Origin of the sequence: Candidatus Erwinia haradaeae (assembly GCF_900698955.1) — a bacterium.
GTDB lineage: Bacteria > Pseudomonadota > Gammaproteobacteria > Enterobacterales > Enterobacteriaceae > Erwinia_E > Erwinia_E haradaeae_G.
On sequence record NZ_LR217720.1, the window covers coordinates 1,042,688 to 1,058,529 of the forward strand.

Below are 15,842 nucleotides of genomic sequence, written 5' to 3' on the forward strand. Positions count from 1 at the left end.
TATATGCCTTATTATAAAAATAAATACGGGAGATACACCTAGTAACTCTTCTGTTAGAAAGGTATGCACTTTTTAGTATTAAAAGATATGTATATCACAAAAAAAATACAATCATGAATAATCGGATATCATTATGTACATTGTACAGGTTGCACTGCCGGTTTCTCAGACTTATAATTTGAACTATGTATTACCTAAAAATGTACAAGATGTAGTGATCGGTGGGCGCATACGAGTTCCCTTTCGAAATAGACAGATGATCGGTATTGTCGTAAAAACTTCTAGAACATGTGGTGATCCGCTTCTTCAGCTACCTATAATACATGAGATACTCGATACGCATTCATTATATCATTCTAATTTGTGGCGCACGTTAATATTAGCTGCAGAATACTACCATTATTCTTTAGGAAACATCCTCTTTTATGCCATTCCTCTATTGCTCCGGCGAGGATATTTACTAGAAAGCATCCTAGACAATAAAAGTATTGGTTCTAGTATAATAGAAAACAAAAAAACATACAAACATATACCCTTTGCTTTAAAAAAAGAACAGTTACCTCCCCTCTACTCTAATAATTTATTTTCTTCCCATGGTCTTAATCAGGATTCTTTTAATAATGTAAAAAATGTAACACAACAATTAAATTTAGAACAGTATGAAGCTGTTACTACCATTCAAAATACTGATAATAAGTTTATCACTTGGTTGTTACATGGTCTATCTGAATCTGGCCAAACTAATATTTATTTCAATGTTTTAGAAAACATACTAACACAGGGAAAACAAGCCATTATATTAGTACCAGAGATTAACTTAACACCTGAGACCACTTCGCTTGTTCTCAAGCGTTTTCATGTCCAAGTTGATGCTTTACATTCTAATTTAAATCATCATGAACGTCTTAACGTGTGGCGCAGGGCCCGAGAAGGTAAAACAGATATTGTCATTGGCACTCGCTCTGTTGTTTTTACACCCTTTACACAACTTGGTATTATCATTATATATGAAGAACACGCAAGTTCTTATATACAAAAAGACGGTTGTCCATACCATGCGCGTGATCTTGCGATATTACGTGCAAGACAAGAAAATATACCTATCATAATTGGATCAGCCACTCCTGCACTAGAAACATTGCATAACGTGCAATTAGGGAAATATCGCCAAATTGTATTTAAAGAAAATTGCCATAAAATTGGACCAGCAAAGCGGATATTAGTCGATTTACAAGGTTTACAGCTTCAGGCTGGGTTATCTCCTATATTAATCAACAAAATGCACAGACATCTTGAAGAAAAACATCAGGTGTTTTTATTTCTTCACCACCATAGTTTTTCTCCCGCCTTGTTATGTCAAGAATGTAGATGGATTCCTAAGTGCATTCGATGTGAACGTAATTTTGTATTATATAGAAGATATAACCAACTGCGTTGTCTTTACTGCAATGGATGGCGTCGAATACCTCGTCAGTGTTGGCAGTGCGATTCGACATATATTCTTCCAGTGGGCTTATGTATTGAACAAATAGAGAATTATTTAACAACTCTTTTTCCCTTTGTGCCACTTACGTACATTAATCATGATACAGCTGGCTATCATTCTGTCCCAGAAAACACATTAGATAAAATTGATCATGGACGTGCACATATTTTACTGAGCTCAAAAATGATATTTAAAACGCACAATCTATCAAATATTACATTAGTATCGTTCGTCAATGCAGACGGTGTTTTATTTTCATCTGATTTCCAAGCCTCAGAGCGTTTTGCTCAATTATATCACTATATGGCTAGACTAGCGGAAGGCCCTAATAAACGAGGAGAGGTCATATTGCAAACTTATCACCCCGAAAACTCGCTACTCAATACGTTATTGCATACAGGATATGATGAATTTGCTAAACAAGAGCTATACAAACGAAAAAGTTTTTTGTTACCTCCGTATACTAACCAAGCTATATTTTGTGCCGAAGCTTATGATAATCATAAAGCACGTCAATTTTTAAATCAATTAATGGTACTTCTAAAAGATAGCTCACTGTATAATTCTTCCTTTCGAGTGGCAGGACCTAATCCATCATTCAAGGCTAAAATTAAAGGACGTTATCGATGGACAATGGAAATCTATCATTCTTCTCGCGTTACACTGTATTTTTTTATTAAACATGCTCGTACGTTAGTCGATACTATTCCACAGGGATGTCATATTAAATGGAGTCTACGGATTAATTCATATGATAGTTAATATTAATTATTATTATTTCACAGTTTATAGTATAGATAGGATGGATTTATCATCAGTTTTATTATTATTCATCCGATTTTGAAGACAAAAAGGATGTAAAATTTAAAAACGAGCGATATATTCTGGGTATGTGAAAAAGAGTTAACTGATTGAAAACATGCTTTTGTGTATAAAATTGATATATTTGAATTGTATTTATTCTGGTACATTAAAAATGACGAGTGAATATGTTAAAAGCATATTTATTTTATAAACGTCAAATAAAATATATCATACTTCTAATGTTTATAAAAATTAGAGGGCATCATTTCTTGTATTTTACGTATCATGTATGTCGCACCACCGTGTTTTACTTTTTTCATCATAGCTTGCATATCATGAAATTGTTTTAAGAATTGGTTCACATCTTGTACTGATAAACCAGATCCCAAAGCAATACGACGTTTACGCGATCCCTTAATAACTTCAGGGTGATCACGCTCCATATGTGTCATAGAATGGATTATAGCTTCCATGCGTTGCATGGATTGATCATTGAGTTGAGATTTAACAGTATCTGGAAGGCTTAACATTCCTGGTATCTTATCAATTAAGTTAACCATCCCCCCCATATTACGTAATTGTTTTAATTGCTCGAGAAAATCATTAAGGTTAAAGGTATGGTTTTTCTTAAATGAATGAGATAATTTTTTAACTGTTTTATGATCGATTTTATTCTCTATCTCTTCAATAAGAGATAACATATCACCCATACCTAATATACGTGAGGCAATACGATCTGGATAAAAAGGTTCTATAGTGTCAATTTTTTCTCCTGTCCCTATAAATTTAATTGGTTTACCAGTCATATGGCGTATAGATAGTGCTGCCCCGCCCCGCGCATCACTATCTACTTTAGTGAGTATGATACCTGTTAATGGCAGAGCGGCATTGAATTCTTTAGCTATCTTCGCTGCATCCTGTCCGGTCATCGCGTCAACAACTAATAATGTTTCTATTGGCGCTATAGCTAAACATACCTCATTCAATTCTCTCATCATTAAATTATTACTATGTAAGCGACCGGCAGTATCTACTAATAGTATATCATAGAATTTAATTCTAGCACAATGTAAGGCATCTTTAGCAATTTTTACTGGTTCCTGGTTTTGATATGATGGATAAAAATCAATACTTACCTGTTCTGTTAAAATCTCTAATTGTTTAATTGCTGCGGGGCGATAAATATCAATAGAAACCGCTAATATCTTTTTATGATACTTGTCATGTAAAAACTTCCCCAATTTACCAACACTGGTTGTTTTACCAGCGCCTTGTTGACCTGCTATTAAAATTACCGCTGGTGGAGTAGTTTTTAAGTCTAAAGTATAATTTTTTTCACCCATGGCTAGAATTAATTCTTTTTTTACTATTTTTATAAATTCCTGACCTGGGGTGAAATTATGATTTACAATATGATTCAGTGCTCGAACTTTAACGTTATCAATAAATGTACGTACTACTGGGAGAGCCACATCTGCTTCTAGTAATGCGGAACGTACTTGTGTTAAGGTGTTTTTAATATTTTCCTCAGTTAATCTACGATGCCCGACAATCTTACGTAAAGTGGTTGAAAAACTATTAGTTAAATTCTCAAACATGCTCTTTGACTTAAACCTCAATACAGAAGATTAGTGTGTACTGTAAGCACCTACAGTATTATTCAATATCATACTTTCAATCAATTACAAGCTAAAATATAACTATTATCACATAAAATAAAGATGTCTTGATGAACAATTCAACTTTTGCGTAAAAATAAAAAAGAAGTAGAATAAAGTAAAAATATTATGTAGCAGTGATATATGTCTAAAATAAGCACCTATCTAAAAATGTTATGTATATATATCACAGATACATTATTTTACATTTTCGTGCTAAACTATTGTGGCCCCTGCTGGGTTTGAACCAGCGACCAAGCGATTATGAGTCGCCTGCTCTGACCACCTGAGCTAAGGGGCCGTAAAATAAAGTTTCACTATACATAATAATATTTTTATGTAAAAAAATCTAGCATTTATTATAGATAAAAATTGCTTAAAGAAAGCTTGCTCGCTTAGTCTATAAAATTTTGACCAGATCTCACTTTTAATTAATTTATAGGATGATTAAATATATTCAGTTAGATGAATCTAAACAATTCAGATATAAGCTTTATGAGATATTTATTTTTTCTGCGTATGCAACGAGCATATATTCTACTTAAATATAAACACTAATTGCAACATTATTTGCTGTGTACATTCTTATGTTAGTTTTGCAATGAGTAAGATATATTTCAACTGAAAACGATTAATTTTTACTTAAAGCTAAAAGATTCTTTTTTATGTTGAATAACGACTAAAGCATATACGCAATACTTGATTATAATATAAAGTTTACTATGTCTTCACAAGATTTTCTCACGTAACCAATCGATATTCCATGTTTCTTGGTCTGATGTAGCATGTCCGTCTACTGTGATAAAAACACCAAGAGCGGTAACGAGAGAGTTATCATAAAAAATTAATGGAATTCGTGCACGATTCCATGGGGGAATTTTATATTCTTGCCATAATTTCTTGATGGAACGACTCCCCGAACGACCATACACATAAAACATACCTTGAGCTTGAAAACGTATACACACTTTTGTGTCAGGCAACGGACAGCGTATAGTGACACCGCCACTTAAGCACTGTTTTATCTGTCCTATTCCACCTGGTAATGTTACATTTCTCCATGGGTACTCCCATATAAACTCATAACAACTTATGGATTTTTGTATTGGTAGAAAATATAAACGATTGCAAAAGCGCCGCACCTCATTGTTTCCTATTTTTAAACGTGGATTGGCATCAGCACGACTACAGGCAACTTGTTTCCATATGTGTTGTAGTGTATCATAAGATGGCATGTCGCTATTGTGATATTTCAGCCATCGTCTTAATAGCGCGAAACGTCGAGCTTTACTCATGACGTGCAATGGGATTAAATATAACGATTGAGTACTATCCAGTAACATATGCAGTGATTCTATAAGATATTCATCTAACAATTTTTCCTGATCGCTACAAAGTTGTGCACTACGCGATACAGCACGCGCAAAATGAGGCCAACGTTGATTCAGCAATGGCATAACCTTTAAGCGTAAAAAATTACGGTCATAACGCTTATCGTTATTACTAGGGTCTACGATCCAAGAGAGTTTATGCTGATTAGCCCACTTTTTTAATGCTAATTTATTTATATTTAAAAATGGCCGTATATGACGACGTGTCCCATGTAATTGTAATGATGCCATACCAGAAAGTCCAGTTGGTCCACTTCCCCGCTTTAATGCCAACATAAATGTTTCGCTCTGATCATCTTGATGTTGTGCAGTTAGTAAGGTTTCTTTGGCTTGCATATTTTGGTATAGAGCCTGATATCGTACTTGGCGGGCTGCCGCTTCAACCCCATTTTTATGTTGAAGATTTACTTGTACTGTACGCACCTCAAGGGGGATATTCCAATATTCGCATTGTTGTTTACAATATATCGCCCAGCTATCAGATAGATGATATAAGTTATGATTGATATGCATTGCCCGTACTTTTAAAAGAGGATTTTGTTGTCTTAATATTACTAATTGATGCAAAAGGACAGTAGAATCTAGACCTCCGCTATAAGCTATCATTATAGCATGTTCATTAATAAGTAAATCTTTCAGTTTAGCAATATTAGACATCATCTGTTTTCCTGATGCAAAATTTCTACATAAAAGATGATAAGATAGTCAGGACTCGTACATTAAATATGTATATAGATCCTTGGTAATAAATTTTTATTTTTACTTCTGATATCATTCAACGTATCTTGATGAAGGATGTTATCGTATCTTGCGCGATATACACTCAATATCTCCTAATCATAGGAACTTAATGAGTTTATTTCTTTTATGGAAAATGCATTCCACATCATAAATATGAATGTTTTATTTTAAAATAAAGATTTTTAAGTATCGATACATGTAGACTTGAAAGTTTGATTCATGATAATGAGTGTTATATATATAATATCATATAGAGTAAGGTACATGAAATACAGAAATTTTTTGATTAGCCATTTTCATATAATTAATTTTCGCTTGTTTTTCTTATATATTATTGCAAAATTATTTTTTAGTTTGCAATAAATCTAAATAAGCACTCTCAAATATTACTTACGTTCTTTGATTGCAGGGCAATGACTTATGCGTGCGCATAATATAGCTATAGCTGTAGTACACTGCAATGTTGACAAATTCATGTATATGGATATATTCACCTTCTGATAGAGCAACAATCATATACATCAAGATGCCTTTTGCTGCATCTATCATATCTTTCAGTGAATAAAGATGATGTGAAAATATTAACTTACTAATCTTGTTCGCTCTTTGCAGCCTTAAAAGCCTCTGCCATAGCGTTCGCAAAGCTTCTTTCTTCTGATTTATGACCTGCCGCAGGAGTGGCCGCTTCTTTTATTTCGATTGGCTTTTCTTGAGATCGCATAGACAACCCTACAACGCGATTTTTGCGATCAACACTAGTAAATTTAGCAGAAATAGCATCTCCTACTTGTACTAAAGTGCTTTTTCCGTCTATAACATCGCATTCTTCTTCGTTGGTAGCAATATAACCATCTACGCCATCATGTAATCTCACTGCAATACCTTTCGATTCCACTGCGATCACTCTACCATGTAGTATGGCACCTTTTTTATTATTGGATAAATAAATGCTAAATGGATCTTCTACTAATTGTTTTACACCTAAAGAAATGCGTTCTCGCTCTGCGTCAACCTGCAAAACAACTGTGGCAATATCATCACCTTTTTTATAATCCCGCACCACATCTTCTCCTGAAGAATTCCAGGATATATCAGATAGGTGCACTAAACCATCAATCCCACCTTCTAACCCAATAAAAATTCCAAAATCTGTAATAGATTTAATTTTTCCTTCAACGCGGTCATTTTTATTATAAGTTTCTGCAAATTTCTGCCAGGGATTAGTTTGACATTGTTTGAGACCTAAAGATATACGACGACGTTCTTCATCAATATCTAATACCATAACTTCTACTGAATCATGTACGTTAACAATTTTAGATGGATGAATGTTTTTATTAGTCCAATCCATTTCTGAAACATGGACTAAACCTTCTACGCCTTCTTCAATTTCCACAAAACATCCGTAATCAGCTAGATTTGTGACGCGACCAGTAAGCTTAGTACCCTCTGGATAACGCTTGGCAATGGATACCCATGGATCTTCCCCGAGTTGCTTCAATCCTAAAGATACACGCGTTCTTTCACGATCAAACTTGAGAATTTTAACTGTAATTTCATCACCAACCATTACAATTTCACTTGGGTGTTTCACACGTTTCCAAGCCATATCAGTAATATGTAGTAAACCATCTACGCCACCTAGATCAACAAAGGCGCCATAGTCTGTTAAGTTTTTTACAATTCCTAAAATTTTTAGACCTTCTTGGAGACTAGCTAACAAATGATCACGTTCCGCACTATGTTCTGATTCTATAACTGCACGGCGAGATACAACAACATTATTACGCTTTTGATCTAGCTTAATCACTTTAAACTCTAAGTCTTTTCCCTCTAGGTGAAAAGTATCACGTACTGGACGTACATCCACTAGTGACCCAGGAAGAAAGGCGCGAATACCAGTTAACTCAACTGTAAAGCCACCTTTTACTTTTCCATTAATAATTCCTATAACGATTTCACCTTTTTCATAAGCTTTTTCTAGTATAATCCAAGATTCATGGCGTTTTGCTTTTTCACGGGAAAGAATAGTTTCCCCAAAACCATCTTCTACAGCATCTAAGGCAACATCTACCTGGTCACCCACTTGAATTTCTAGGTTACCCACTGCATTTTTAAATTGTTCTACAGATATTGTAGATTCAGATTTTAAACCCGCATCCACCAAAACAACGTCTTTATCAATAGATATCACAGTACCGCGAATAATAGACCCTGGTTTAGTTTCTATTTTTTTTAGAGATTCTTCAAAGAGTTGAGCAAAAGATTCAGTCATATTAATAGTCTTCAAAATTCTGTAATTAAACAACCACTAGTCATCCTAACAAGTTGGTGTATGTATATTATCTATGGTATTCATTACCTATAGAGTGAAATTTTCTAATTCTAGCTAATGATGTATATTACTTAATACAAGTAAAATACTTATAATTTATGCCTTAGCGAGTTGGATACGCGTATAATGCAGTGCTATTTCTATTACTTTTTGTATTGACATATTAGTTGAATCAATAATTAAAGCATCGTCTGTGGTAATAAGTGGTGAAATAGATCGATGCAAATCTCGTTCGTCTCGTTCTTCTATCTGAGATAAAAGCTGATTAAAATTAACACTAACACCATTGTCCTGCAACTGTAGCATGCGTCTGTGAGTACGTGCTTTTGCATTAGCGTCAAGAAAAATTTTTACACAAGCATCTGGAAATACTATTGTGCCCATATCACGACCTTCAGCAACAAGCCCCGGAAATACACGAAAACTATGTTGAACACTTAACATTTTTTGACGTAAGCGAGGAAATAATGCTACGCGTGACGCTACATCACTAACTTGTTGATCATGGATTTTCATGGAAATATCTTTTCCTGCTAAAATTACTTTTATTTCCTTTTCGTGGGGAGTGAAATTTAAATTTATAAGATGAGACACTAGTGGGATAAGAGCTTCTTCAGCGCTAATATCTACTTGATTGTGCAAAGCTGCTATTGCTAAAGCTCGATAAATAATACCAGAGTTTAGAGCATACCATTGTAATTTTTTCGACAACTCCTTGCATAATGTTCCCTTGCCTACTCCACTGGGACCATCAATGGCGATTACAGGAGGTTTAGTTATCATCGTATGTCTCTTTTGAGGATACATTGTGAATTACTTATCTTCAACGGTCGTTCATCTCATTAATATTTTTATGTAACTGTAATACAATGTTTTCATTGGGAAAAGTATTTTCTTATACAAGTACAAGAATTTCATTATCATTGGTGTATTATGCAATCGTAATATAGTACACATAAATTATGTAATATTTTATTCAGCAAATATTTTTTTGCTGTAAAGAATGCTCAAACTATAGCCTGCCATTAATTGCAGTACATAAACATTTCTCGCTCTTTTAGTCCCTTGAGTTCAGCATGAAATGTTCTTATAATTATAAGATTAATTATAATAATGCTGCTCAAAATCCATCATAAACTCGGTTAACTTCTTTACCCCATAGAATGGCATAGCGTTATAAAGAGATGCTCGCATCCCCCCCATGATCTGATGACCCTTTAAGGCATACAATCCAGCAGCAAATGATTCTTCTAGAAATAGCGTATTTAATGCATGATCTGCAAGATAAAACGGTATATTTGTGCGTGAACGATTTTCAATGGCAACATAATTATGATAAAGCTCACTGGTATCAATAGTACGATATAAAAGTTCTGCTTTAGCTTGATTTTGCTTAGATAATTCTATCACCCCTCCTTGTTTTTTTAACCATTTAAAGACTAAACCAGATAAATACCATGCAAAAGTCGGTGGAGTATTAAACATCGAATTATTATCGGCCAATACTTTATAATTAAGAATAGAAGGTAAATCATCACGCGCTTGCCCTAGAAGATCTTCACTTATGACTACTAATGTTAAACCAGCTGGGCCAATATTTTTTTGTGCTCCTGCGTATAAAAGACCATATCTAGTCACATCAATTGGTGTAGAAAGAATTGTAGATGAACAATCGGCTACAACAGTTTTCTTACCAAAATTTGGGGTGTCGTAAATAGCCACACCTTCAATAGTTTCGTTTGGACAATAGTGAATATAGGCGGAATCACTTGAAAGTGGCCAGCTATGCATAGGGGTAATGGATTCAAGACCTTTTACCGTCACTTTTGCATTAATCACATTAGGTGTACAATATTTTTTTGCCTCTCTAATGGCACTTTTTGCCCAGTAACCACTATCAATATAATCTGCCTTATTTTTTTTACCTAATAAATTTAATGGAACGGCAGAAAATTGTCCACGAGCCCCTCCTTGACAAAATAATACTTTATAGTTAGATGGTATTTGCAGTAAATCACGAAAATCTACCTCAGCTTCTTCAGCAAGCTGAATGAACTCCTTACTACGGTGACTGATTTCAATCACAGAGCTTCCTATACCATGCCAATTTGTTAGCTCTTCTTGAGCGTCTCGAAGGACGTCCACTGGTAGCATAGCTGGACCAGCGCTAAAATTAAAAATTTGACGCATTTGTAGTTATTGATCCTTTGTAGCATTTGTTATTTTTATAAAAATATAATGGTTACTATCAGATATCGAAAATGTTTAGCGTAATACAGTGCAATAACATATATATTTAAAATATTAAAAGAAAAAGGCGTGCTGGTAAATGTACCAATAATATTTTTATATTAATGTTCTTTGGTTGTGATAACATTTTTAATGTTTTATATATAAATATAGGACGGAATTTATAAAACTCCATTTTAACTATATTGTTATTATCAGAATATATTTTTTATTACCGCAGTATAGTTGTTTTAATAATGTTAGGTAGTGTTTCCAGCAATGAAATGCTTACTAAGTATTCTTTCTTATTCATCGTAATATTAATGAATATATTTTTAGATAAGAAAGCATATTCATATCATTTTATATATACAACATTACGTAGCATGTATATTCTATGTTCTCTAAGTGCATATACTTGATGATTTTCTATGGAACATCAATTATTTATTTAACATAAGTATCACCGCAATAGCATATAAAATATATCGATATATAAAAATATATATATGTTGTTATCTATATATCCATAATTTATTGAAGGATAAACATGCTAACTCTTCCTAATTTAGGTTTATATATTCATATTCCATGGTGTTTAAAGAAATGCTCATACTGTGATTTTAATTCTTACGCATTAGAAAAAGAAATTCCAGTTTATGACTACATAAATCATTTATTTAACGATCTTCATCTCGACCTTCCTTTAATTTCTGGTCGAAAAATTCATACCATATTTATTGGTGGAGGCACACCTAGTTTACTAAATAGCAAATCTATACAACTTCTGCTTCATGGAATACGTACTCGTTTAGAATTATCTAATACAGCTGAAATTACAATAGAGGTCAATCCTAGTATTTTAGAAATAGACCGTTGTAACGGATATAAAAATGCCGGCATAAATCGTATTTCCATCGGTGTTCAAAGCTTTCAGAAAAGCAGTTTACAAAATATAGGTCGTACATATACCTCACATGAAGTACGAAGAGCAGTAAAAATTGTCTCGTCTCTGGGTTTACGTAGTTTTAATATTGATCTGATGCATGGATTACCCAATCAATCGCTCGCAGACGCACTAAATGATTTACGCTTAGCAATAAGTTTCAACCCTCCTCATTTATCATGGTATCAATTAATGATTGAACCGCATACTTTATTTTTTACGCGTCCCCCGCAGCTTCCGCATGAAGATCATTTATGGGCTATATTTGAACAAGGACATAAATTACTTTGTGCTGCTGGTTATCAACAGTATGAAATTTCATCTTATTCGAAATCTCACTTTTATTGCGAGCATAACTTAAATTATTGGCGTTTTGGGGACTATCTAGGTATTGGTTGTGGGGCGCATGGCAAGCTAACTCAACCTGATGGAACAATTATTCGCACTAGTAAAACTCTCCATCCACGTAAATTTATGTCTGGAAATTATCTTAGTAAACGTTACGCAATAAATAATAGTGCTAAACCGATTGAATTTTTCATGAATAGATTTCGTTTGTTAGAAATGACGCCTCGTAGTGAGTATAAACTCTGTACTGGTCTTTCAGAAGACAGCATTCGTTCTCCGATCAACCGTGCTATTGAAGAAGGTTATATAACAGAAACTAGTACATCTTGGATGGTGACGCAAAAGGGCACATTATTCTTAAATTCTCTTTTGGAATTATTTTTAACAGATTAACCATTTTTCAATAATTTTTTAAAATATACATTTATATCTGATAATGTATTCATTCTTTATGTGATTAGAAATAATTTATATATGTATATATTACACATATAGCACGTATGAAAGTGAAAGAAAGGTGTGAAGAAGATTATTTTTTATATATTAAAAACGGATTAATATGATCAAATAATTAACGATATTACAACATAATCTCGATTGATTTTCTAATCTCGGTATTGCTTAAAAACTATTCCCTTGTTTTTCGAGAAAATTATCAAATGCGATACAGTTATTGCTAATTATATACATGCCGTTATTCAACAACATCTCGTATGGTGCTTTCTTGCCTTTTTTCTATGTATTAGTTAAGGTAGGGCGATGAATAAAGATTCATTCATATGGTTTCTTAACGTGTCAATTATATTTCCCGACTACTTGAGAAGAAAATGTAAAAACAAGTTAATGACGTTAGGATTGACGCATAGACGTCGCTTATGTACCAGGCGTCGACATCAGATGAAGGAGGGCATACTATGTTTGATGTTCTAATGTACTTATTTGAAACCTATATTCATAATCAAGCAAATATGCGCATTGATCAGGATCAGTTAACAGATGATTTATCTACTGCTGGATTTCAGCGTAATGATATTGATAATGCATTAAATTGGTTAGAAAAATTAGCAGAGTATCAAGATGTCGGGGTTTCTCCAATTTTGTTAAATACCGATCCTCTTTCTATTCGTATTTATACATTAGAAGAAAATCAGCGGTTAGATGTTAATTGTCGTAGTTTTCTATGGTTCTTAGAACGTGCGCAGATATTAAATACACAAACACGTGAAATGGTTATTGAACGCATTATGGCACTGGATACTCTAGCATTTAATGTAGTTGATTTAAAATGGATAGTTCTCATGGTGCTATTTAATGTTCCTGGGTGTGAAAATGCGTACCAGAAAATGGAAGAGTTGCTTTTTGATGTTAATCAAGGCATGATGCATTGAATTTTATGCAAGAAAATGCTATCGATTGCTACGTGTCTTAATTAATGCTCCCTTTTAATATGGATTTTATCACCTCAACAGACGAAAGATATGAATACTCTGCTTATATAAAATATGTTTCTTCCTATCAAAATAGCATTTAATTTATGTAACGTACCTTAATCTTTCTTTTGTATATCATTTAATTATTAAGAAGACCATTATGATGTAGCATATAGAGAACTGATCTATACATGTATATACACATTCTATATGTCATATTACACATCGTCTTATTCTTACATCCAATATATATAACATAGTTTATACATTCATATAACTTGCTCATTATTCTTTTTTATCCATCAATCACCTATACGATCTGATCCGCATGACTTCATGGAAAAAAACATTTTCTAATGATGTACAATCTAATGATTTACACAAATTAATCACAGTATATTCTTCTATTATAAATAGCATGGTATTTCTATAATGAATGATATTCAATATTTTTTACATTAATTGTGTTTTATTTATTATATTTTATACATCATATATAGAATATTATTGATACATTTTAATGATAAATGCATCATTTACCTGTAAATAGCTCAATACCATTTGGAGTCATCATGGGCCCTGTAATTTATTCATTAGAAGAATGTGTCAGATATCTAAATCAGTCAATGGTTATTTCTTATCCGACTGAAGCGATTTTTGGGTTGGGTTGTGATCCTAACAGTAAAGTAGCAGTCACGCATCTGTTATCCTTAAAAAAGAGATCGATCCAGAAAGGTTTAATTCTCATTGCCGCTAATTATGACCAACTTATTCCTTGGGTTGCTGATGAAAAATTATCCTATGATCAAAAAAGTCTGATGTTTTCCAAATGGCCGGGGCCAGTAACATGGATCTTACCAGCACGTAGTACTACGCCATATTGGTTAACTGGACGTTTTTCTACATTGGCGGTGCGCGTGAGCAATCATCCTTCTGTGATTAATTTATGTATGGCGTATGGCGCACCATTAGTATCAACAAGCGCTAATATCTCTAGTTTTCCTCCTTGTCGCCACGCAAGTGAAGTATTGAGTCATTTTGGAAATGATTTTCCGGTTTGTGCAGGAGAAACGGGAGGGCTTCAGCGGCCATCTGAAATACGTAATATACTTACTGGTGAATGCATTCGTTAAAACTAACTCTATAGTTCATTATATATTATGAATTCATCCTGATATTATCGAATATGCTCTGTTTCGATTTATTTTATATTAACCATTACTGAATATAGCATGAATGGTTTCTCTAATAATCGCTCTCTCTATAGAAATAATAAAACAAATACACTGTTTAATAATACATGCGATATTCTTTGTTATTTAATTTTTTATTCTTGAATTTTTATAGTGATAATATGTATTTTATATCAGCAAATATCTCCGATATTTTATGTTTGTATACTGTTATTTACATTATAAAATAAATAGTTTTTTAGAAAATTCTTCCATAATTCTGCGATAGAGAACTTTTTTAAATGGAATGACGTAACGTATTGGATACCAATAATTGACCCACTGCCAGTCATCGTATTCTGGCGAATGACTATTTTTTATATTAATCGCTCCATCATTACATAATAATCTTACAAGATACCACTTCTGTTTTTGCTCCATACATATTTTTTCCTTTTTCAAATGAATCAAGTCTATAGGCAGATTATATTTCACCCAGTGATGACTTTCAGAGATTATGCGAACATCTTGTTGATTTAAACCTACTGTTTCAAATAATGTACGATACATCGCTATTTTTGGAGTTTCACTAGTCTGAATACCTCCATGAGGAAACTGCCAGACATCTTGATTGGTACGCTTAACCCATAAAACCTGCCTATTGGTGTTATGGGCTACTACACCAATATTTGGATGGTAGCCATTATAGTTAATCACTGAATGACCTTAATTTTGTAATAAAGATTTGGAGTTCTTCTCATTCTTTTACGGTTTTATCGTATCTTGACTATTATTATTTTACGGACATATCTATAAAATTTATCTTTATAGAAGAGGTATGGTATGTATTACATGTGTAATTTTAACACACATTACTGTAAATGATCCATAAAAGCAAGTGGTCCTCAAGGCACTGACCTGCAAGAAGTGATGAGGACGTTTTTTGAACTTTATTAGTTCTTGTAATGGTTGTTAATACTTTATGGATATGTATGTATGATATGTGGTGAAAGGTGCTGATCTAATGATGTCTGCACATCATGTTCATTATTAAGTAGAATAATACTTGAAGAAAGCAATGGTCATCTTGTGGTTTTGGATATCTTTTAATTTTATTAAGACATACTGCCAGCATTGTCTGTGATCTTGATATGAATGAAATTCATAGTTTTTAAACGAGACAGAGCACTTTATTTGATGCCATTTTAGATGATATTTTCTTTCAGTTTATATAGAATAAAATCACAGGTAATCCACAGCTTATACTATAAGATAAATGTTGATTAGACAACCAAGATAGAC

10 protein-coding genes and 1 tRNA gene are annotated in these 15,842 nt (G+C 33.2%); 4 read left to right on the top strand and 7 right to left on the bottom strand.

Translation table 11 applies throughout. From position 1 onward, the window contains the following. Positions 1 to 133: 133 nt before the first annotated feature. Entirely contained in the window at positions 134 to 2,248 is a 2,115-nt protein-coding gene (gene priA, locus ERCILAFE3058_RS03395) for a replication restart helicase PriA (protein ID WP_157990021.1), read from the top strand. A 278-nt stretch (positions 2,249 to 2,526) separates the two neighbouring features. On the opposite strand, the gene ffh is transcribed toward priA, so the two are convergent. The 6 genes from ffh to serC all read right to left on the bottom strand — a co-directional run bounded on the left by ffh (position 2,527) and on the right by serC (position 10,605). Continuing rightward, positions 2,527 to 3,888 carry a signal recognition particle protein gene (gene ffh, locus ERCILAFE3058_RS03400; RefSeq protein ID WP_157990022.1) on the bottom strand — a complete coding sequence of 454 codons (1,362 nt, stop codon included), beginning with the start codon at positions 3,886 to 3,888 and terminating at the stop codon, positions 2,527 to 2,529. 287 nt (positions 3,889 to 4,175) lie between these two features. Then, positions 4,176 to 4,249: transfer RNA gene (locus ERCILAFE3058_RS03405), tRNA-Ile, on the bottom strand. A 427-nt stretch (positions 4,250 to 4,676) separates the two neighbouring features. Continuing rightward, a complete protein-coding gene (gene tilS, locus ERCILAFE3058_RS03410; RefSeq protein WP_157990089.1) occupies positions 4,677 to 5,996 on the bottom strand; it encodes a tRNA lysidine(34) synthetase TilS in 1,320 nt (439 codons plus the stop codon). 673 nt (positions 5,997 to 6,669) lie between these two features. Further along, positions 6,670 to 8,355, bottom strand: coding sequence for a 30S ribosomal protein S1 (rpsA, locus tag ERCILAFE3058_RS03415; RefSeq protein WP_157990023.1), 1,686 nt, complete (start codon positions 8,353 to 8,355; stop codon positions 6,670 to 6,672). 156 nt (positions 8,356 to 8,511) lie between these two features. Then, complete coding sequence (cmk, locus tag ERCILAFE3058_RS03420) at positions 8,512 to 9,198, bottom strand: (d)CMP kinase (protein ID WP_157990024.1); 687 nt, start codon at positions 9,196 to 9,198, stop codon at positions 8,512 to 8,514. A 318-nt stretch (positions 9,199 to 9,516) separates the two neighbouring features. Beyond that, positions 9,517 to 10,605, bottom strand: a complete 1,089-nt coding sequence (gene serC, locus ERCILAFE3058_RS03425; RefSeq protein WP_157990025.1) for a 3-phosphoserine/phosphohydroxythreonine transaminase — start codon at positions 10,603 to 10,605, stop codon at positions 9,517 to 9,519. Positions 10,606 to 11,194: 589 nt separating this feature from the next. On the opposite strand from serC, the gene hemW reads away from it, so the two are divergent. The 3 genes from hemW (at position 11,195) to tsaC (ending at position 14,501) form a co-directional block, all read left to right on the top strand. Beyond that, positions 11,195 to 12,331, top strand: a complete 1,137-nt coding sequence (hemW, locus tag ERCILAFE3058_RS03430) for a radical SAM family heme chaperone HemW (RefSeq protein WP_157990026.1) — start codon at positions 11,195 to 11,197, stop codon at positions 12,329 to 12,331. Positions 12,332 to 12,852: 521 nt separating this feature from the next. Beyond that, complete coding sequence (locus ERCILAFE3058_RS03435) at positions 12,853 to 13,326, top strand: DUF494 family protein (RefSeq protein ID WP_157990027.1); 474 nt, start codon at positions 12,853 to 12,855, stop codon at positions 13,324 to 13,326. 614 nt (positions 13,327 to 13,940) lie between these two features. Beyond that, the gene (gene tsaC, locus ERCILAFE3058_RS03440) at positions 13,941 to 14,501 is read left to right on the top strand and encodes an L-threonylcarbamoyladenylate synthase type 1 TsaC (RefSeq protein ID WP_157990028.1); all 561 of its coding nucleotides are present in this window, start codon (positions 13,941 to 13,943) and stop codon (positions 14,499 to 14,501) included. Positions 14,502 to 14,780: 279 nt separating this feature from the next. On the opposite strand, the gene ERCILAFE3058_RS03445 is transcribed toward tsaC, so the two are convergent. After that, positions 14,781 to 15,257: an RNA pyrophosphohydrolase gene (locus ERCILAFE3058_RS03445; RefSeq protein WP_232037582.1), complete on the bottom strand. Its 477-nt coding sequence runs from the start codon at positions 15,255 to 15,257 to the stop codon at positions 14,781 to 14,783. Positions 15,258 to 15,842: the final 585 nt, after the last annotated feature.